This window comes from Paenibacillus sp. JJ1722 (genome assembly GCF_048282685.1).
Taxonomy (GTDB): domain Bacteria; phylum Bacillota; class Bacilli; order Paenibacillales; family Paenibacillaceae; genus Paenibacillus; species Paenibacillus polymyxa_B.
Map to the genome: position 1 here is coordinate 4299482 of NZ_CP182500.1, position 20324 is coordinate 4319805.

The 20324-nt window shown below is 42.6% G+C and carries 20 protein-coding genes; 1 reads left to right on the forward strand and 19 read right to left on the reverse strand.

Annotated features, from left to right (window positions below; translation table 11 throughout):
• Positions 1 to 4: 4 nt before the first annotated feature.
• The 9 genes from ACM1ND_RS19020 to ACM1ND_RS19060 all read right to left on the reverse strand — a co-directional run bounded on the left by ACM1ND_RS19020 (position 5) and on the right by ACM1ND_RS19060 (position 8809).
• Positions 5 to 913: an ABC transporter permease gene (locus ACM1ND_RS19020; RefSeq protein WP_023989679.1), complete on the reverse strand. Its 909-nt coding sequence runs from the start codon at positions 911 to 913 to the stop codon at positions 5 to 7.
• A gap of 34 nt (positions 914 to 947) precedes the next feature.
• Positions 948 to 1958, reverse strand: a complete 1011-nt coding sequence (locus ACM1ND_RS19025) for an ABC transporter permease (protein ID WP_023989680.1) — start codon at positions 1956 to 1958, stop codon at positions 948 to 950.
• Between the two features lie 404 nt (positions 1959 to 2362).
• Complete coding sequence (locus ACM1ND_RS19030; protein WP_023989681.1) at positions 2363 to 2764, reverse strand: hypothetical protein; 402 nt, start codon at positions 2762 to 2764, stop codon at positions 2363 to 2365.
• 21 nt (positions 2765 to 2785) lie between these two features.
• A complete protein-coding gene (locus ACM1ND_RS19035; RefSeq protein WP_023989682.1) occupies positions 2786 to 3112 on the reverse strand; it encodes a hypothetical protein in 327 nt (108 codons plus the stop codon).
• A 328-nt stretch (positions 3113 to 3440) separates the two neighbouring features.
• Positions 3441 to 4643, reverse strand: coding sequence for an MFS transporter (locus tag ACM1ND_RS19040; protein ID WP_076157394.1), 1203 nt, complete (start codon positions 4641 to 4643; stop codon positions 3441 to 3443).
• Positions 4644 to 4750: 107 nt separating this feature from the next.
• Positions 4751 to 5713 carry a helix-turn-helix domain-containing protein gene (locus ACM1ND_RS19045; RefSeq protein ID WP_023989684.1) on the reverse strand — a complete coding sequence of 321 codons (963 nt, stop codon included), beginning with the start codon at positions 5711 to 5713 and terminating at the stop codon, positions 4751 to 4753.
• Positions 5714 to 6256: 543 nt separating this feature from the next.
• Positions 6257 to 7240 (reverse strand): sensor domain-containing diguanylate cyclase, encoded by a 984-nt coding sequence (locus tag ACM1ND_RS19050; RefSeq protein ID WP_068942167.1) that lies wholly within the window; start codon positions 7238 to 7240, stop codon positions 6257 to 6259.
• Positions 7241 to 7264: 24 nt separating this feature from the next.
• On the reverse strand, positions 7265 to 8071 hold the full coding sequence (locus ACM1ND_RS19055) for an alpha/beta fold hydrolase (protein ID WP_028542285.1): 807 nt from the start codon (positions 8069 to 8071) through the stop codon (positions 7265 to 7267).
• Positions 8072 to 8254: 183 nt separating this feature from the next.
• The gene (locus ACM1ND_RS19060) at positions 8255 to 8809 is read right to left on the reverse strand and encodes a TetR/AcrR family transcriptional regulator C-terminal domain-containing protein (RefSeq protein ID WP_068942165.1); all 555 of its coding nucleotides are present in this window, start codon (positions 8807 to 8809) and stop codon (positions 8255 to 8257) included.
• A gap of 196 nt (positions 8810 to 9005) precedes the next feature.
• On the opposite strand from ACM1ND_RS19060, the gene ACM1ND_RS19065 reads away from it, so the two are divergent.
• Positions 9006 to 9500, forward strand: coding sequence for a nuclear transport factor 2 family protein (locus tag ACM1ND_RS19065; protein ID WP_023989689.1), 495 nt, complete (start codon positions 9006 to 9008; stop codon positions 9498 to 9500).
• An 87-nt stretch (positions 9501 to 9587) separates the two neighbouring features.
• On the opposite strand, the gene ACM1ND_RS19070 is transcribed toward ACM1ND_RS19065, so the two are convergent.
• From ACM1ND_RS19070 to ACM1ND_RS19115, 10 genes are all read right to left on the reverse strand, one after another.
• The gene (locus ACM1ND_RS19070) at positions 9588 to 10424 is read right to left on the reverse strand and encodes a methyl-accepting chemotaxis protein (RefSeq protein ID WP_023989690.1); all 837 of its coding nucleotides are present in this window, start codon (positions 10422 to 10424) and stop codon (positions 9588 to 9590) included.
• 275 nt (positions 10425 to 10699) lie between these two features.
• Positions 10700 to 12157, reverse strand: coding sequence for a glycoside hydrolase family 1 protein (locus tag ACM1ND_RS19075; RefSeq protein ID WP_053325876.1), 1458 nt, complete (start codon positions 12155 to 12157; stop codon positions 10700 to 10702).
• A gap of 30 nt (positions 12158 to 12187) precedes the next feature.
• The gene (locus ACM1ND_RS19080) at positions 12188 to 14101 is read right to left on the reverse strand and encodes a beta-glucoside-specific PTS transporter subunit IIABC (protein ID WP_028542282.1); all 1914 of its coding nucleotides are present in this window, start codon (positions 14099 to 14101) and stop codon (positions 12188 to 12190) included.
• A 107-nt stretch (positions 14102 to 14208) separates the two neighbouring features.
• Positions 14209 to 15042, reverse strand: coding sequence for a BglG family transcription antiterminator LicT (gene licT / locus ACM1ND_RS19085; protein ID WP_023989692.1), 834 nt, complete (start codon positions 15040 to 15042; stop codon positions 14209 to 14211).
• A gap of 586 nt (positions 15043 to 15628) precedes the next feature.
• Complete coding sequence (moaA, locus tag ACM1ND_RS19090; protein ID WP_075154568.1) at positions 15629 to 16645, reverse strand: GTP 3',8-cyclase MoaA; 1017 nt, start codon at positions 16643 to 16645, stop codon at positions 15629 to 15631.
• Between the two features lie 37 nt (positions 16646 to 16682).
• Positions 16683 to 16916 carry a MoaD/ThiS family protein gene (locus tag ACM1ND_RS19095; protein WP_053325878.1) on the reverse strand — a complete coding sequence of 78 codons (234 nt, stop codon included), beginning with the start codon at positions 16914 to 16916 and terminating at the stop codon, positions 16683 to 16685.
• On the reverse strand, positions 16913 to 17353 hold the full coding sequence (locus ACM1ND_RS19100; protein ID WP_053326596.1) for a molybdenum cofactor biosynthesis protein MoaE: 441 nt from the start codon (positions 17351 to 17353) through the stop codon (positions 16913 to 16915). Before ACM1ND_RS19100 ends, ACM1ND_RS19095 begins: the two co-directional genes overlap by 4 nt.
• A gap of 85 nt (positions 17354 to 17438) precedes the next feature.
• Positions 17439 to 18458, reverse strand: a complete 1020-nt coding sequence (locus ACM1ND_RS19105) for a ThiF family adenylyltransferase (RefSeq protein ID WP_075154569.1) — start codon at positions 18456 to 18458, stop codon at positions 17439 to 17441.
• On the reverse strand, positions 18451 to 19605 hold the full coding sequence (locus ACM1ND_RS19110) for a nitrate/nitrite transporter (protein WP_023989697.1): 1155 nt from the start codon (positions 19603 to 19605) through the stop codon (positions 18451 to 18453). Before ACM1ND_RS19110 ends, ACM1ND_RS19105 begins: the two co-directional genes overlap by 8 nt.
• Before the next feature lie 166 nt (positions 19606 to 19771).
• On the reverse strand, positions 19772 to 20302 hold the full coding sequence (locus tag ACM1ND_RS19115) for a hemerythrin domain-containing protein (RefSeq protein WP_023989698.1): 531 nt from the start codon (positions 20300 to 20302) through the stop codon (positions 19772 to 19774).
• Between the last annotated feature and the right edge of the window lie 22 nt (positions 20303 to 20324).

The window sequence follows — 20324 nt, forward strand, 5'->3', positions numbered from 1 at the left end:
ATTTTTATTTGCTAGAGCGCAGTCTAGGATCAAGAACATCCCGCAAACCGTCTCCAAGCAAATTGAAGCCCAAAATAGCTGTCGCAATTCCAAGACCCGGGAAGGTTACAATCCACCACTCACCGGAAATGATATACGCTCGCCCTTCTGAAATCATTGCGCCCCATTCAGCAATCGGGGGTTTCACACCGAGTCCCAGGAAGCTGAGACTGGCTGAGGTGAGGATGGCGAAGCCCATTCCGAGCGTTGCATTCACAAGCAGTGGGGCAAGTGCATTAGGCAAGATGTGGCGAAACAGGATCGTTCCGTTCGTTACACCAATCGCCCGGCTGGCCTCAACAAACTCCTTTTCCCGGAGAGAGATGGTTTGTCCGTGAATCAGTCTGGCGAATTCGGGTATGCCTACAATGCCCACAGCGATGAGTGCACTCATCAGTCCTGGTCCCATCGCTGCAGCAATGGCCATGGCGAGTACCAGCGACGGGAAAGCCAACAGAATATCCATACAGCGCATAATAATGCTGCCCATTCGACCGCCATAGAAACCTGCGATGGCTCCAAGCGGTACGCCGATGATAAATGAGATCGACACGGCAATCATCCCGGTCCATATGCTGATTCTGGCTCCGTAAATGACACGGCTGAGAATGTCACGTCCGTAATTATCGGTCCCAAACCAATGTTCTGCACTTGGCGGCAGCAGCTTGTTCGCCGGGTCGGTTACATAAGGATCATGTGGAACGATCCATGATGAGAGGATGGCAATGAGCGTCCAGCCAACGATAAAGATGAATCCGATTAAAGCGAGTTTATTGCCAAACAGTAATCGCCAAAAGGTCTTGCGTTTCGGTATAGCGGTTGCATTGGGCTGAGGTACAGCCGCTTTTGCCACCAAATCACTTGCAGTGCTCATCCGAGTACCTCCCCCTACTTTTGTGCTTCGTTCATTATTCGTACCGGATACGTGGATCAATCAATCCGTAAACCAAGTCGACTCCAAGATTGATAAAGCTGTAAATCAGCGCACTTACGAGGGTAAATGCTTGAATCGGTGCGTAGTCAGCCGCCAAAATGGAGTCCGTCACATAGCTGCCCACTCCTGGCCAGGTAAAAATGGTTTCGGTAATAACCGCTCCACCAATCAGGTAACCGACCTGCAAACCAAGTACGGTAAGTGTTGGAATAAAGGCGTTAATGAGTGCGTGCTTATAAATAACAATTCCTTCGCGCAGACCTTTGGCTCTGGCTGTGCGAACAAAATCCTGACCGATCACTTCCAGCATGCTGGAACGCATCATCCGTGCCACAATCGCCATAGTGCCTGTACTGAGACAGACTGCTGGCAGAACCAAATGGGATAAACTGCTTTTTAAAGCTACAAAATCACCGGTCATCAAACTATCGAGTACATAAAGTCCCGTAACGTGCGTCGGCGGATTGATGTCACCGCTAATTCGACCCATGGGCGCAGGAGCGATGCCCCATTTAGCATAGAAGATATAAATGAACAACAGGCCAATCCAGAAAATGGGCATACATGCACCGATCAAGGAAAACACACGTGAAATGTGATCCACAATCGATTCTTTACGGGTTGCTGCCAGGATGCCGATTGGGATTGCCACCAGAATCGCAATAACCAAGCTTGCCAGCGCCAACTCGATGGTTGCTGGAAACCGGGTAGCAAAGTCGCTTGCCACTGACTGTCCGGTGTGATAAGCCTGACCCAGATCACCTTGGAACAATCCAACTACATAATGAAAAAATTGAATGTACTTCGGTTGATCCAGTCCCATGCTGCTTCGAATATTTTCAATCGTCTCGGGTGTAGCCTGTTCCCCCGCAAGCATCACGGCAGGATCACCCGGAAGCACTCTTGAGATCATGAATGTAATGACGACAATACCAAGCAGTGCCGGAATCATTTGTATCAATCTACGTAGTGTGTATACGGCCACAGCCTGTCCCTCCTTATCCGTAATTCCTCGTGTCTTTGTCACCTTTCTTTTCATCACTTGTTATTTTTATTCATTGTACTAAGGAACAAGAACGGTTTCCACGTCCTGAATAACTAAAAATAATGACGAATTTTGTCGTTTGCGCACTAAAGTTACTCACCATGTTATTTAAATGTCGTGTTTTATTCGAATATAGAAATCAAAATCAGCATGATGCAAAAAAACGGTCCCCTTTCAAAAGGAAATCGCTTGTTTTTTTATATATAGATTGTAGTATTAGGCCGATCAGGAAAGGAGAAATAATCGCGAGCACTGCAAAGAACGAGGTGTTCGACTCAGCAGCTTGCTGTCCGGTCGCACCTTGAAGCGAGGGGTAGCGAAAATACGTATTGCTTTGTCTTTCTCTATAGATTTCCAGTCACGATAATACCATTTGCTCGCTTCAGGTGTGCTCTGACCCAAGCTATAAAGGAATCGATAAATATGCGCAATTCCGGCTCCTTGGCAGGCCAAGCATCCAATTCTGTTAATATCTCATGCCATATCGACTCCGGAATCGGATTATCCCAACAGGGATCAAAAGCCTCATACGTTTCCCCCGTATCAGGATCGTCAAGTGGATATTTGGACTTTAACGCAGACAACACGATATCAAAGTCATCTGCGTAGATAAAGATTATCTCCTCCAGCTTTGGTTCATCCGTATCCCCATAACGCAGCGGTTCAAAAGTATATCCAATATTGGCTCGTGGACCACTATAGCGATAGATTAGTGTCTGAATCTCTTTTTTGTCCTTCTTACTCAATCTCACCACTCCTTTCTTCGGCTACAACTCGAACCAATCCGCAGCGCATTTCTCTTCTTCCAGCACCCTGCACATTCCTTCCCTCAACCTCACCGCATCTCCGCCGCCGATATGAAATAGACAATAGATATAAGGTTCATCATCTTCTAACCCTTCAATATTCCTTGCCTCTTCCACAGACACCTGGAACGCCTCAGGCCAATCGGGATCATTTTGAAGCAGGACAAAGCCATCCTCATCCCTTTGCATCCGATATCCGTCAATCCTAGGCAATGCTTCAGCTAAACGATCCATTAGCACTTGAATATCCTTAACATCTGCGACTTTAATTCCATACTCCCAACCCATCTGCATCCCTCCAATTTTATGAACTTCTCCTTAACTAGCCCCCCCTAAATCGGATTTCACCTTCTCATTCACCTCAGGAGTTCAGTCGTAATCCGCATATAAGAGGTACTTTTTTGTTTAAAACCACCCACTTTTGCTGGATTTCCATGAGCCTCCCACTTTCCTTCTGCTTTCCCTGAATTTTCTTAAAACTTATTATAATAGATATCTAAACTATGTGGTTTATGACAAATTGAGACCTTTTGACTATCATTCAAACCAGCAAACAAAATAGGCTTCTCGTGAATATAGCACGGAAGCCTATGGGTTCATCAAACAATTCTTTTATTTATTTGGTCCTCTGAGATACCAGCTCACTATTCCCTTTTCTCTTTCTTACCCCCAACATAATGATGGCCATAACAGCTACTAGAGCTGCTATAAGAGCAAAAGGAATATATTTGTCCACCCGATATAGCGTCGTTGTCAAAATAGGAGCAATAATTGCAGAAATCCCTTGGACAGTGGCCACCAGACCAGCGGCTCCCCCTTGCTGTTCTTTACTAACAGAAAGAGAAGCCCCAGCCATAAATCCAGGCATAAGCAAGCCTGTACCTATACCAAACATAAAGAACGCTAAATAGTAAACAACCATGCTGGCTGACATGAGGAATATCAGCATACCGGCAATAAGGAACAGAGAACCGAGCAAAATCATCGGCTTGGGTTGCCATTTAAGCCATTTCATCTGAACGATCTGTACAATCAACATGGCTGCACCGGAAAACATAAGTCCAAAGGAAACCACTCTTGCTGTTTCTTCGGATGAAAGGCCTAGTTGATCTTGAAAATAAAATCCGCCTATAACCTGGATGGTCACAATACTAATCATCGTAACCAAACCTGCAAACAAATACATTCGTAGACCGGGTTGAAACGGGTTAATCCGAGCTGGCTTTTGCTGAATAACGGGTTTGGCAGACGGAATTGCCAGCAAGGCCACTACAAATGCTACAGCCGCAATCACGATCCCAAAATATAGAGGCCACAGCAAGCCTATTAAAGTAAAGGCACCTGCAATAGCAGGCCCAAATACTAATCCAAGTCCATTGGCTGCGCTAATGATCGCCATCCCACTGCCTCGATCTTCTCCCTCGGTCACATCTCCCATATAAGCTTGGGAGGATGACAATACCGCCGGGATAAACCCGCCGATCAAACCGCGTGTAACAATTAACAGGACTAACAGCAGCCCCCCGCTGAGCCAACCTTTTAATCCTACAAAAAGAGTAAGCGTAAACAGCAAGCAGCTTACACACATCCCTATGAATCCAAGCAGAATCACAGGCTTGCGTCCCTTTGCATCACTCAGATTTCCCCATATTGGGGCCATTAAGGCCATCGTTATGGAGCCAAGCGATATAATTAACCCAGAATGACTTTCTCTTAATCCCAACTCACGAATAAGGGGCGGCATAATTGGAGCAATGAGCATGAGCCCAAGCATAGCCACAAATACACTGAAAAAGATGCTCCCTTTTATTCTGTTCATCCTCGCACACTCCTCTGTTATAGATTCTCTCTATGCAGAAGTATACGAGTCACAGCACCACTCTACTGCCTATATACGGATTATTCTACGGTTAAACGGATTTTATTTTAAAATACCTTCTTTAAGGACGATGGCTTCACTCCGTATTCCCGGAAAAATTGCTCTGAAAATGCACTCACATTGCTATATCCTACAGCCATCGCAGCTTCAGTCACATTGCTTTCTTGGCTTCGGAGCAGCTTCATCGCATAATCAAGACGAATTTGGCGCAAATATTCAAATACAGTAGTTCCAAAGCAGGCTTTGAATCCTTTTTTTAATTTAAAATCGTTTAATCCAACCTTTTGGGATAGTGTGATCAGTGAGGGTGGATCAATCATGCTGAACTCAAGTATCTCCCGAGCCATATGCAGCTTTCTGACATCTTCTTTAGACAAACCTTCGGGCATAGGTGTTAAATCAAATAATTGAATCATAAATCGATTTAAAATCTCAAGTGCCGCTGCTTCCATTAACAAAGGCGATTTATGCACACTTTTCAAGTCTTTGATCAAATGTTCAATCATCACTATACTTCTGTGATCCAGTTCAAAACTAAAGTGATGGAATGCAGCTCCCTTAAGAATTTGATTAAATTCAATAGCTACCTGCCGACGAGCCGCTAACTGTGAAGCCGCATAATTAAACAACGAAATCGGAATGCCAAGTGCAAATGATTTGTATTGTTCGTTAACCGGAGGATGAAAGCACGCTTTAAAATCCTGTAAAAAAATAAGTGCCCCCTGTCCCATCGGGAGTGTATAATCCAACCCAGCCACATTCACATGACGTTGACCCGAAAGCGCAAATTGGAGTTCAATCATTTGTCCACTGGAAGCAAAGTTCGTCGGATACGGCTCGTGATATTGAATATGCGAATACACGATCTCAATTCCGCTATAAGTTGTAACTCGGTAGATATGTCCATGGCCCGCTTCCGGTAAAATCATATACGTATGCTCGTTCTGCTGTCTGAACGGAGTCTTTTCCAAATAATGCTGATATATTAATGATAACGAATTTGAATTCACAAGCGTCCACCTCAAATGTTTTCATTCATCCTGATCCTTCGAATGAGAATCGTTATCAATAATAGTAGCTGAATTTGTATGGTTTGACCAGACCTATTGGAGTAAGCTGTGGAGACATTCGGGGGTCTATTAATCCCAATCCATATAAAACGTTGCCTTCAATTTACCCTTCTCACATGCTGGACAGCTTAAATGATGAAGAACATTGTTTTCAATGTGTTCCTGTTTCATGACACTCGTGCATCTAGGACAAGTATAAGAAATCCTGTACTGGGATGAGTCGGATTTCATCTCTATAAACAATTCATTGCGTATAGCCTGACAGTCCGGGCACACATATAGAGCGTCATAAGCATCATATCTCGTCGAAGGGTTGCCTATGAATTCCTCAATACATCGTTTAAGGGCAGCATCCTCTACAAACGAAGCAACGGATTCCAAACTCATATATGCAAGACCAAATCCTACAAATATGTTCTCAGTATAAGTACAGGTATCACAGTCCAGCTTGTACGCTTTCCCCATTTTTATCCCTCTTTATATCTATCCCTTTACGAGATTTGCTGAATGAGTGACCTGATTTCTCCCGCCACTTTTGGAAGCATACAGAGCTAAATCCGCTTGATGAACAATCGTTTGTTCCGTATCCTCTTGCGTAACCGTTGCCACACCAATACTCACAGTAATAGCATATTCTCCCCAATCCATCGAGGCCGTCGTGGAGCGGTATCTTTCCGCTGTAAGAATAGCTTCTTCTTGATCGTTGCCCGGAAGAATAATTACGAACTCCTCGCCGCCATACCGAGCGACAATGTCCCTGTCCCGTGACATGGATTGCAGTAATTCTGCCAGATTCGTAAGCACTAGGTCGCCCACTGGATGACCATAAGTATCGTTAATACTTTTGAAACGATCAATATCAATGATAAGCAGCGAAAAAGATATTCCACTCCCACGAAAGGATGCGAGGCTAGCTAGTAATTGATCTTGGAAATACCTTCTATTTTTAAGACCGGTTAACGGGTCCGTTGATGCCATCGTTTCAAGCTGGAGATTAATCCTTTCTAGCTCCTGCTGTTTGATTTCATATTCTTCGTGCAACCGTTCAAGCTTCTGGTTCGCTTCATTCGTAGCCTGATATAATTCCTGAAGCTTGGTTTTGGTCTGCAGAATATCTCTCTCATGTTCAATTCGCTTACGCATCATAAGCACTACACAATCAATAACAGTTTCTCCGTTGCGTTCCTGGCGTACCCCGTTTAGAAGTACAGGCACATCCTGTCGATCACTTGTCCGAAACGAGAAGTACATCTCATCGACATGCCCGTACAACTGAATATAGGGATAAAAATAAGTATGAAAAAATAGCTTGTTGGTAACAGACATTGTGGATTCAATCGGCCGTCCGAGCAATTCATTACGATCATAAAGTAGCATATCCAATAAAGTTTGGTTTACCGATTGAATGAAGCCAGAATCCGAGATTGAGAAATATCCACAGGGAGCTTTATCTAATTGAATATCCATTTCATGACTGCCTTTCTCCTGATATTACACACTGGCTAAATACTCTTTAATCAGATCGCTTGTTTCTCCAGGTTGACTTAAGTGAGGATAATGCCCCTTTGCCCTCATCTGTTGAAGCCTGCTGTTTTTAAGATGAGTATGTAAATAATTCCCTACTTCAATTGGAGCAATGCTATCGTCCGAGCACTGGAGAATCAGTGTAGGAATCGAAGCATGCTGGAGATCGACACGGCAATCCGAAAAAAAAGTCACTTCCGCAAATTGTCGTGCAATATGAGGGTCTCTTGAGCAAAAGGTTTTCTCCAACTCTTCGGTTAATTCCTGTCGTTCAGGATTCTGCATAACAATGGGTGCCAGGTAACTAGCCCAGCCAATGAAGTTCATTTGCATCATATCAAGCAATTCATCGATGTCACTCTTATCGAAGCCTCCATAATAATAGGGGAGGTCATTCACATAACGAGGAGAGGGACCGAGCATGACGATGCGCTCAAAATATTGGGGATTGCGGATAGAAGCAAGCATTCCGATCATACTACTAACAGAGTGTCCGACGAATATGACATTTCTTAATTCTAGCGCTTCCATAATATCTAGCACATCTTGGGCATACCCTTGTAAGTCGCTGTATTTTTCTGAATCATAGTACTTAATTTGAGATTCTCCGGAACCTACGTAATCAAATAAGACGATTTGGTAGTTGTCGATAAAGCTAGGGACGATATAACGCCACATATCCTGATCGCATCCAAAGCCATGAGCAAATACGATCGTTTGGCTGCCTGAGCCCAGCACTTTTACATTATTACGTACGAGGATGTCAACGGTCATTATAAATCACCTCTCTGAGGTAGTATCTGTTCTATCAGCTTCTTTTCATTATTATATCGGAAAAGATTTGATTATGGATAATGAATCTCATTCAGAAATACATGTACCCAATATTCTTCTAGTTCGGAGTAACTCTGTTCATTTAACTCATTCAAATTCATATCTGTATCCTCTCCGCGGCATTTATTCATCTAAATGAAAATATTTTTTTATAGGCAAGGGCATCGCAGTGAATATTAATTCGCCTAATTGCTCTGGAGATTCCTTCATGCCGTTCTCAAGCCAGTCCTTAGTCACATTCACTCCTCCATAAGCGTTAAATCTTATAGCAAAAAGGATGTCGGGAGGCAACGAAGTCCTATTTGTTTTCTTAAGAATATAATTGGTGTGGCATTCAACCGTATAGTTAAAGATATTATTATAAAAAGACAAGTGCGTATTGTCGTCAAAAGCCTTTTTAAAATAGATGTAATCCTCTTTAATAAACTCAACAATTCTCCCGGCAACACGTCCCCAAGGCTCTTTTTCTATATATTGTTCAATAATTTTATCTGCCTTATCACTATATATCCATGAGATCAGGTCATATTTACTGGAAAAATGATAATAAAACATCTGTCTGCTAACCTGACAATTGTCAGTAATATCCGTTACGGTGATGGACTGGATTGGATGTATTTTGGCTAAGTCTATCAAAGATTCAGCAAGAAGTTCCTTAGGAGTTGTTTTTCGAATCATGTTAGCCCTCACAAAATTTTATTTTACATTTGTACACTATGAAGCATTTGTCTACATTTTTAACACTCTTAAAAATCAGTCTATTATTATTTAATTGCCTATATTTTATACTAATGATGTAAATAGAAGCTGGACAGCCATCTACCAAATGAAAAGGTAATGGTTCAAAATCTTTTTTATAAAGGAGAATAACAGCATGAATCCCAAAAAGATTAAAAATGTAACTATTAATGCTTCATTCAACAGCGAGAATGAAGTTGCTAAAAAGAACATGGATGTCATTGTAGACTTTTTTTCTTTATATTTAGGAGATACGGACAAATTTTATTCTTTGTGGGTTGAAGATAATCCGGCTGTAATTACCCCATTTACCACTGATGATGTGGCAGTTTTGCACAATTCTGTTCAAGAAGGCTGGGATGCTGTAAAAGGCTTCTTTAATCCCATTTTTAATGATATGAAAGGGACATTCGAATGGACCATCGATGAGTTTATAGTCGGAGAAAATCCTAACACGATTGTGACAAAAACACGCAGCCATATTGATATCACAGCGAATGGACCATGGGGAGAAAATAAAAAAATAAAATACAACGGGATCTATGTCCAGATCTTTAAATTTGAAAACAATAAAATCAAATCTTTCGAAGAGTATTATGATACTGCACTGTTAAACCAACAATACTCGTAAATATTTACTATTAGAAAAAGTCTCGGCCTGTAATCTACATTTCCATACGGAATGTACAATTCACAGACCGAGACTTTTTTTCATTCTTTATTCTGCTTCAACATCATCCGTGATTTTTTCTACTAACCCTCTCAAGCCGTGGTTGGTTACATTTAATTGATCAATAATATTCATAAATTCCGTAACAAGCTTGGCTTGCTCTTGGGAGGATACCGCAATCTGTGTGATTTCTTGTTCCATGTTATAAACCGATTGTCTGACGGCTTGCAAGGACTGCTCAATCCGTCCGGTTGCTTCCTTGGTGCCCGTAGACATTTTTCGGATTTCTGTAGCCACAACCCCAAAACCAGCTCCTGCCTCACCCACTCGGGCTGCTTCAATTGCTGCATTTAATCCAAGCAAGTTCGTCTGCTCTGAAATTTCCTTAATGTAGCCGGCCACCTCAGTCACGTTACCGGAGTCCTCAACCGCCTGTTTAGTATTGCTTAAAATTTCTTCGGCAGTCGCACTAAGCTCCTCCGAATGGGCCGCCACATGCTGAATCCCTTCAACTAGCTTGCTTGTAACATCCTCGGCTTGAGTCATCAACTTCTTCAGTTGATCTTGATTATCCATACTATAGGTGATACACATTACGGCCTCGATCTCATTCTGTTCATTCTTAATCGGATGAAAGTAAGAATCAGCAGCGATGCCGAAAACTTCAGCAGCGTAACGCTCTCTGGTCTTTTCACCGCCTACTAGCATTTTGAAGTCTCTGTGTACATCAGGAAGAGGATCGCCTGCTTTGAAGTCATAAACTAAGCTTTTACCCGACTGAAAGAACAGAAATTTTTCCCTGTCCATTACGGAAATTGAAACATCTTGTCGTGCAGCTTCTTTGATAAATGGCATGGCGGTCAAAACAGCTTCTACTTGATTCATAATATGTATCCACTTCCTTATATTTTGATATAAGTCCTATCTTCTATTTCGACATTTTCATCCCATGTGTTTAGTGAATTTAAAAATACTATGGATGATGTTGAGCCCCTACCTATAAACAATCTCCGTAGTTTCCTGAAGGGAATCCATTTTTACGGCCGGGATGCATATCCATTTAAGGTATTGTTTTCATTTCATAATAAATACAAGCAGCGCGTACCGATTAAAATTGGCACGCGCTGACGGTATGACTTTTATGAAACAGGCGCTAAGATTTAATCCAACTGCTCTCCATTGGTTTCAATCACATTCTTATACCAATAGAAGCTCTTCTTTCTGGATCTGGCAAGTGTCCCTTTGCCTTCATTATCCTTATCTACGTATATAAACCCATAACGCTTTTTCATTTCACCAGTTCCCGCACTTACCAGATCAATACATCCCCAAGGCGTATACCCTATTAGGTCTACTCCATCAGCAATCGCTTCTTTCATTTGCTCAATGTGTTGCTTTAGATAATCAATTCGATAATCATCGTGAATGGAGCCGTCTTCTTCCACTGTATCTACGGCGCCAAGGCCATTTTCAACAACCATTAACGGGATTTCGTATCGGTTGTAAATGTTATTGAGGGACCATCTCAATCCCTGTGGATCGATCTGCCAATCCCAGGCACTTGCTTTCAAATGAGGATTCTTTAAGCCCATAGATAAATTTCCTCCCACCTTCTCCTGGTTGGGATCGGCGCTGACACAAGTAGAGGAATAATAGCTGAAGGTATAGAAATCTACGCAGCCTTCCTTTAAGATGTCCTCATCCTCTTCTTGCATTTTGATCTGAATGTTATGATCTCTAAAATAGCGTTTGGCAAATCCCGGATAAGCGCCTCTTACTTGAACATCTGAGCATAGGAAATTACTTAAGTTATCCTTTTGTTGAGCTAGCAGAATATCATCAGGATGGCATGTAAGTGGGTAGGAACACATATAAGCAATCATACAACCGATTTTAAAGTCCTTATTGATTTCATGACCCAGCTTTACAGCCTTTGCACTGGCAATAAATTGATGATGCAACGCCTGATACAAAACCTGCTCATCCTTCACTGTAGCATGGGCAAGCTCTCCATTCCCCTCCGGCATCATAGCTCCAGCCATGAATGCGCCAAATGACAAGGTTAAAATATTGATTTCATTAAAGGTTAACCAGTATTTCACAACATCTTTGTATCTGTTAAAAAGCACTTCACAATATCTCACATAAAAATCTACGACTCTGCGATCTGACCAACCATTATATTTTTGGGTCAAATGAAACGGTGCTTCATAATGTGAGATTGTAACCAAAGGCTCAATATTATACTTTTTCAATTCTGCGAATACACGATCATAGAACTGCAAGCCTTGCTCATTCGGCTCTGCATCATCTCCGTTAGGAAATATTCTTGACCACGCAATGGACATTCTAAAGACCTTGAATCCCATCTCTGCAAATAAGCGGATATCCTCTTGATAGTGGTGGAAAAAATCAATAGCCTCGTGACTCGGATAGTTCACTCCTTCTTCCAGTATAGGTGTAATTCTTCGGGAAGTCGTATGCGTTCCAGCCGTAATCACATCCGCAGTGCTTAAGCCTTTACCTTCTTCATTATATCCACCTTCAAATTGGTTGGCAGCCGTTGCACCTCCCCATAAAAATCCTTGTGGAAATTCCAATTTAGTTGTATTTTCCATTGTTAATTCCTCCTCAACATTTAATTAAGATTAGACTACGACGGTCAATAAATCCTCTTGATACTCAATCGCCTTCTTCTCTGTTTCAATGACATCCAGGTAATTCGTAGTATTGGCAACGATAACGGGTGTGGTCAAAACATAACCAGCCTCTTTTATAGCTTCCATATCAAACTCCATAAGCAGCTGGCCTTTTTTAACAGCATCTCCCTGTTTTACTTTAGGATAAAAATGTTTGCCTTTTAATTTGACCGTATCTTTGCCTACATGGATGAGGACCTCAACACCGTGATCACTTGTAATTCCAATCGCATGACCTGACGAAAATAATGATGTTAATACACCATCTACAGGTGAAACGACCTTACCTTCAGAAGGTTCAATGGCGATCCCTTTACCCAGAGCACCTGTCGAAAAGGCTTCATCTGTTACTTCAGATAAAGACTTCACTTCACCTTTTAATGGACTCATCACCGTCTCTTGTTTTACTAAAACTTCTCCTCTTGCCGCTCCTGGTGTACTGTCTTCCTTTTTTGCTTCTTTCACTTCATCATCTTTAAATCCGCCAAAGAACATAAGCAAGAAACCTAATACAAAGCTTACCAGGATACCGATAACAGCCCCATAAAATCCGTTGTCTATTCCTGCCGGACTGATATAGCTCGGGATAGCGAAAATACCCAATCCACCAATAATGTAACCTTTAGTTCCCATCATTCCTATAATACCGCCGCCTACTGCGGATGCTATACAGCTTAAAATAAATGGTTTCTTACGTGGTAATGTAATCCCGTAAATTGCTGGTTCTGTCACACCAAAAATCCCGGAGATGACAGCTGGAATGGAAAGTGATCTCAGTTTTACATTTTTGGTCTTAAACAAAATCGCCAGTACGACGCCCGTCTGAGCAAAGGAAGCTCCCAGCGTAGCCGCAAGAATCGGATCGAATTTAAGCACTGCTAAATTGTTCATAGCGATAGGAACAAGTCCCCAGTGTAATCCAAAGATAACAAACACTTGCCAGAAAGCGCCCATGAGCATACCTTCAATAATCGGACTTAAGTTATACACAAAGAGGGTTCCAGCGCCAAGCAGTTGACCTGCCCAAGTCGAGAGAGGTCCAATCACAATCAACGCTAAGGGTACAATAACTAACAATGTGAAAAACGGAACCAAAAATGTTCTCACTACGCTAGGGATTACCTTTTTAAAGAAGTTTTCTATTTTTGAGCCTACATAGGTGGATATGATAATCGGAAGAACGGTTGACGCATAACTCATCAGAATGACCGGAATACCTAAGAAGGTGATATATACCGGTGACTCAAATATAGTACCGCTAAATAGAGTATATAGTGGTTTGCCCGAGGCTGTTATCGTGCTAAATGTTGGGTACACAAGCGATGCACCTATAGCCATGCCTATAAAAATGTTGGCATTGAATTTTTTAGCTGACGTATACCCCAGGAAAATAGGAAAGAAGTAAAACAAACAATCACCTAAAGCATTGAGAATTTGATAGGTACCCGATGTAGTAGCCAGCCAGCCCAAAGCTACAAATAAGGCGGTGAAGCCCTTAATCATACCTGTGGCACTTAAGACACCCAGCGTGGGTGTAAATACACCTGAAATGGTATCAATGAATCTATTGAACAAACTCATTTTTTCACCTGATGCTTCTTCTGAATCTCCTGTTTGAAAACCACCTACAGCAGTAACATCAGCATAAACCTCAGGTACATGGTTACCTATAACAACCTGGTATTGCCCGCCACTCTTTACCACAGTGACAACACCATCCATATTTTTCAAAACCTCTGTATTGGCTTTACTTTCATCTTTTAATTTGAAGCGCAAGCGTGTAATACAATGAGTTAGACTATTCACATTTTCTTTGCCGCCGACATTTCTGATGATGTCTTTTGCTAATGTCTCATACTTCATTGTAACTTCCCCTTTAATTGTATTTATAAAAAAAGGCAAAACCAAAATAGATCAAATTCGATCTAGGTTGGTTTCGCCTGCATTACCAGTAACAATCCAAGAGTTATTCAATTTTCTCTTTGGGTCACACGCTGAATATGAATCGTTATATACAGCTTTTCCTCATCTGACAATACCATATCCAAGTATTTCTCAATCTTCAGCATGCAGCCATAAGCCTTTTTGTACTTTGCTTTCACTTGCCTCCACAAAAAATCGTCTTCCAGTTCTACTTTTTCTTTTTTATTTAATCGCTGAAAGAAGAACCTTAAATGCGTAATAAATCGCTCATAACTGATCGAGCGTTCATCTATGGTGGTATTATAAGAGTATTTAATAATATTCAAGATGTCGTGTATTTTTTGAGTTTGCTGAGCAACATCTGCTACCTTGTTGTAGGAGCTGTTTACTTGAGCATTTATTAAATGAAGAGCAATATTACCTGCTTCATCTTCTGACAATCGTTTGCCTGTTTCGTCTTCAATGAACTCCAGTGCTTTTAATCCAACCGCAAATTCTTTGGGATAAAATTTTTTAATCTCCCAAATTAATGGATTTGCATTTTTAAACCCTTCATCAAACATTTTAAATGCATTGTTCATGTGATCCGTAAGCGAAACATATATATAATCGCTCAATTGTGCTTCTAATATGCTTTTTCCATATTCAATGATGTCATAGCATAACGAAACATATTCTGATGGAACATCCTCTAACAATAGCTTGAATTTCTCTGAAGCATCTTTATGTTTAAGCACAAAGACCTTTTCAATTAGATGCTCTTCTACTTGTTCACCTGCACTCTTTTTGAATGCAATACCACGACCCATAACAACAAATTCATCTCTTTTTTGATCTTTGGCTATTATGGCGTTGTTATTAAATATCTTCGTTATGATCATCTAACTGCCCCCCTTATCCCATCAAATTTAAAAAAGGATTTAGTTGCTGGGCGAAATTTCAGATAGGTCACAAGACGGTAATAGCCGATCAAACCTTCGTCGTAAATCAAATGCAAATGTATTGATTTACAATTTCGTGTTATGAAAACGCATTCATAATGAGAGACAAAGCCTTACGTTTTCCCTGAATGATCTTGAGTGCTTCCAAACCGATCTGATATTCCGTTTTGAAAATGAATATAGTCGGTTAACCACGTCCTATGACATCATTTTTCGGATGTCGATTCGTTGGTCGACGTCATCATCTTTGTTGTTCAGCACTTGTAAGGCTTTATATCACTCACCTTTCTGCGTTATGGCTGGGCCATATATTCATATCATGCAGGATATCGTAAAGCTTGTATTCTAAAAAGAAAAGGCAAAACCCAACACATGGAAATCTAATTCCATGCCTCGGGTTTTGCCTTTTCAGTAACAATCCCAAGATCATAATAACATCGAATTTAAGTTTTGCCAACAAAAATGTTTGCGCTTTCTTTTTCGAGGCAACCACATCAAATACAGCACATTCTCATGGTATAAAATGTCAGCCGCCAATGTAGGACATGTTAATCTTTTTTTTGTTGTTGGCTGTCTGCTCCGTACGTTCATCGGAATACCGATCTGTGCGTTGTTCCCATACTGAAGTAATCACATCGAGTAATTCCTGGTCATTCGCTCCATTACGAAGCATCTGACGTAGATCAAATCCGCCTGAAGCAAACAAACATGTATAAAACTTGCCATCGCACGATAAGCGGGCACGTGTACAAGACGAACAAAACGATTCAGAAACCGAAGTAATAAAACCAATCTGTGCGTCGCTGTCTTTATAACGGTAACGCTTTGCTACTTCTCCAAAGTAATCCTGATCCATCGGCTCCAGCTCGTACGCATTCTTAAGTCGTTCAACGATTTCTTTTTTGGTTAGTACCTTTTTGAAGCTCCATCCGTTGTCATTACCTACATCCATAAACTCGATAAAGCGAAGGGTTATTCCCTGCTCCTTAAAATAAGCGGCCATCGGCAAAATCTCCGAGTCATTAGCGCCTTTTTGAACTACCATATTGACCTTGATTTCAAAGCCGATTTCTCTTGCATATTCGATCTGCTTCAAAATAATATCAGGCTTAATCCCCCGCCCATTCAACCGCCCAAATAGCTCGGGGTCCAGAGCGTCCAGACTGACATTAAGCCGTCGTAGCCCCGCGTCATAGAGAGGCTTAGCCTGCTGTCCTAGCAGCACACCGTTGGTGGTCAAGCCGACATCTTCCACTCCGTCAATGGACAGGATTTGGGAGACCAGGTCGGGTAGATTCCTGCGCATTAATGGTTCGCCGCCCGTGAGTCGGATCTTTTTTACACCCAGGGATACAAAGAGCTTCGTCAGCCGGTGAATCTCTTCAAACGACAGACATTCATTTTGGGGAAGAAAGGCGTAATCGTCACCGAAAATTTCTTTAGGCATGCAATAGGAACAGCGGAAATTGCAGCGGTCTGTAACCGATATACGCAGGTCACGAATCGGCCGCTGCAACTTGTCTTTCAGTGGATGAAAATTCATACGCCCCCTCCTTTCTAGTTGTTTAGCATCGTTATCATTAGCCGCCGCTCACTGGGGGAATGAAGGCTGCAATGTCTCCATTCTGTAATACATCCGTAGACAACGCATACTCCTCGTTTATCGCAATTCGCACAGACTTGATCGGCATATCTGGATATTGATCTGTTATCCAATTGGATAAATCGCCTACCGTTTGGCCCGCCAAATCTGCCAATTCTTCTGCTTTTCCCGTCACCTCACGGAGTCCCGCAAAGTAGTACAGCTTAATCATGACTGATCTCCCCCTGGCTTTTTCTTTTGATCTCCGACCCACTGCGTTCCATCTTCCCAAATCTCTCGTTTCCAAATAGGAACTATTTCTTTGATTCGTTCGATCGCGTATTCATTCGCCTCATACGCATCCGAACGGTGAGGTGAAGAAACGGCAATGACGACGGCGATATCACCGATTTGAAGCTCGCCAATGCGGTGCGCGATCGCCACTCGCGTTCCTTCCCATTTCTGTTCGATTTCGCGACCAATCTCTGCGAGTTTTTTTTGAGCCATAGGGACATAGGCCTCATAAGCAAGGTATAAGGTCCGTACGCCTTGAGTCCATTCTCGTACGTGCCCTGTAAAAATAGTCACCGCTCCTGCTTCCGGCCTTAGGACATAATCCGCATAAGCCTGCGGGATAATGGGCTCCGTTACGATTTCAAATACACTCATCTTTTCCACCTTCCAGCCACCGGACAAGCAACTCTCCGGTGACAGACTCTTTTAAATGTTTCTGCTTTTTGTATCTACATCTCATTTAACCGAACAGCTGATGATATAGTTTTTGACCGTTGGCAACACTCCGTACACCGTGTATGAGAAGCCTTCCGTTTTTGAATAAAATCATTCGATGCTTAAAAGCATAAAATTCAACGAAATAAGGGGTTCTTTTTACACGATCTGCTATAAGCCTGCCCATTTTCTCTGCATCATCGAGCGTGATCGGACGTTGTGGGTCTGGAAGAACCTGTACCACGTTCCGTCCGCACAGAGCCGCATACGCCGAGCGACGTGATGCTGTCAGTGCAGGAAACGTAGGATGCTCTCCACAGGTTGGACAGTCTTGGTTACGGATGCGGGAAATCCCTATGTCCATCTGCGTATTCTCCCATAGATCAAATAGATGAACCTTGCGGCGCATCTTATCATGTCTGCCACTCAGCCACTTCATGGCTTCTGCACATTGGAGGGCCGCTGTCACCTGGACTGCAGGCGAGATGATTCCAGCCGTATCGCAGGTCTGATTGATCGCAGGCAACGATGGCAGAAGGCAGCGTAAACAAGCAGACTCGCCCGGCACGAATGGAAAAACAACGCCTGTGCTTCCAACACAGGCTCCATAAATCCATGGAATTCCTGCCTTCAGTGCAGCGTCGTTGATAAGCAGACGAGTTTCAAAATTGTCCGTAGCATCCATCAGCAATTTACTTTTGCTGGCAAGTTCTTGAACAAGCTCGGCATCCAAGTTATCGAGATATGTGTGCAACCGCACGTCTTCTCGTATGGCTTTCAGCCTTTTTTCGGCTGCCATGACCTTAGGCTGCATTTCCGCGGCGTCCTGCTCCGTGAACAGCTGCTGACGTTGCAGATTCGACATCTCCACATAATCCCTGTCGACAAGATGAAGCTCCCCAACGCCCGCTCTTACCAATGTTTCGGCAATGGCGGAACCCAGTGCCCCGCAACCGATAATGGTGACGACAGCAGCGGATAAATTACGCTGCCCTTCGCCACCAATAGGTCTAAATAAGATCTGTCTGGAATAACGTTCATTCATTAGATTGTGTCCCTTGATAATACAGCCATATAACGAGGATCAGGCTAGCCAGCGCCACTTGGGAGAGGAGCATGAATCCAATGGAATATTGGCCAGTAGCGGCATGAATCGTCGACAACAAGATCGGAGGGAAAAAGCCACCGAGACCGCCCATCATGGATACAATTCCGTTAACTATACCTGCCTGTTTATTAAAATAAAATGGAACTAGCTTGAAAATGACGCCGTTCCCCATTCCAGCACATACAGCGATCGCCAAGCAGCCTACTGTATAAAGGGTAATCCCTGGTGAAAAAGCCAAAAGAATCGCAGCGACCGTATAAACAGAGAACGTGCCTACCAGCAGGAACAGGGGCTGAAACCGATCCGCCAGCCAGCCACCGATGGGGCGGAAGAAAGTGGCAATCGCTATAAAGCCTGCTGTACGCATCCCTGCATCTACTTTAGTCAGCTCAAAATTCGATACCAGGAAATTCGGCAAGTACACCGTGAACGCTACAAATGAGCCAAATGTAATAAAATAAAAGAGCGAGAAAAACCAAAGCTTTTCATTTTTGTAAACCCCTTTAATCTGTTCCATAATGGGCGTCTTTACTTTAGCTTCATGACGGTCCCCTAAGAAGAAATTCAAAGCGATAAAAACAAGCAGCAGAATGAGATACAGCTTCACTGTAGGGGCCCAGCCAATTTGAGTAGCCACAATAGGGGCCGAGAAGGTAGTGACGGCTGTTCCCAAATTCCCTATGCCATACATCCCATTTACAAACCCATGCTTTTCCTTTGGATAATACTTCGGCAGCGAAGTCACCCCAACCGAGAACACAGCTCCCCCAATCCCAAGGAACAAGCCACCGATAATTAAATCCATCATCGTAGAAGCTTCACTGATATAGTAGACGGGAAACAAAAGCAAAATAAAGCTAACGAGAAAAACGATTCTTGCTCCGAAGATGTTGGCATAATAACCAAGCGGAATGCGCAGAATCGAACCAAGCACGACCGGAATTGCTGTGACCATGGCCAATTTTCCGGGTGGAATAGCAATATCCTCCGTAATGAACGGCATAAGCGAAGAAATAATAACCCATACCATGAATCCAAGAATCAAGTTCAATGTTTGTAACGGCAACTGCATTTTTCTAATCATTTAACTCACCTTTTCAACGTTTTTTCTGTCGAATTATTGATTTGAATTTTCTGTCCCCATTGTAGCCGCTAGCCCATCCATTCGAATATAGGGGAGTCCCCTTTACATAACAGGGGACTCCCTGAAAATATAAAAAGCCGCTTCTATAGGAAGCGGCTTGGTCAATTCAAGAGATAAGCGTATTTAATTTGTCACATAACTTGGTCAGATCATTCCGATTGATCTGTTGCTCTGCCATAGGAAAAAGTACGGCTTCTTCTTTTATAAAATGTACAGTCAGGACTTCGAACGCCTCTCCCGCGTTCTTGGTCGCCTCCTGAATCTCATCAAGCGTGAGCAAACTCAGATCGCCCTCCGTTTGATAAAGAAAATGATCGATATAGCCCTCTATTTCACGGTGCTCCTCCTGTATACCAACGAGCGGTCCCTGCTCAAAACCAATGTAGGTTCCTAGCATAGAAAAGAAGTGTTCTTCTTCCTTTTCGGTATGTTTCTTGAGGGGTACCCTAAAATCGATAATCTGCGTTCTCAGTTTTTCCAGTTGCTTGCGGCCTTCTTCCAAATCTAGTATTCTGTGCTGCTCAAACCACAATACAATGGCATGCCATTCATCCATCAGATAGGTTAGATAGCGATGCTCATTTTCAAGAATACGCATGGCAGGTTTGGAAAAGCGCAATTTCTCATTTTCCAGCACGCGGATTTCCTCCATTCATCGG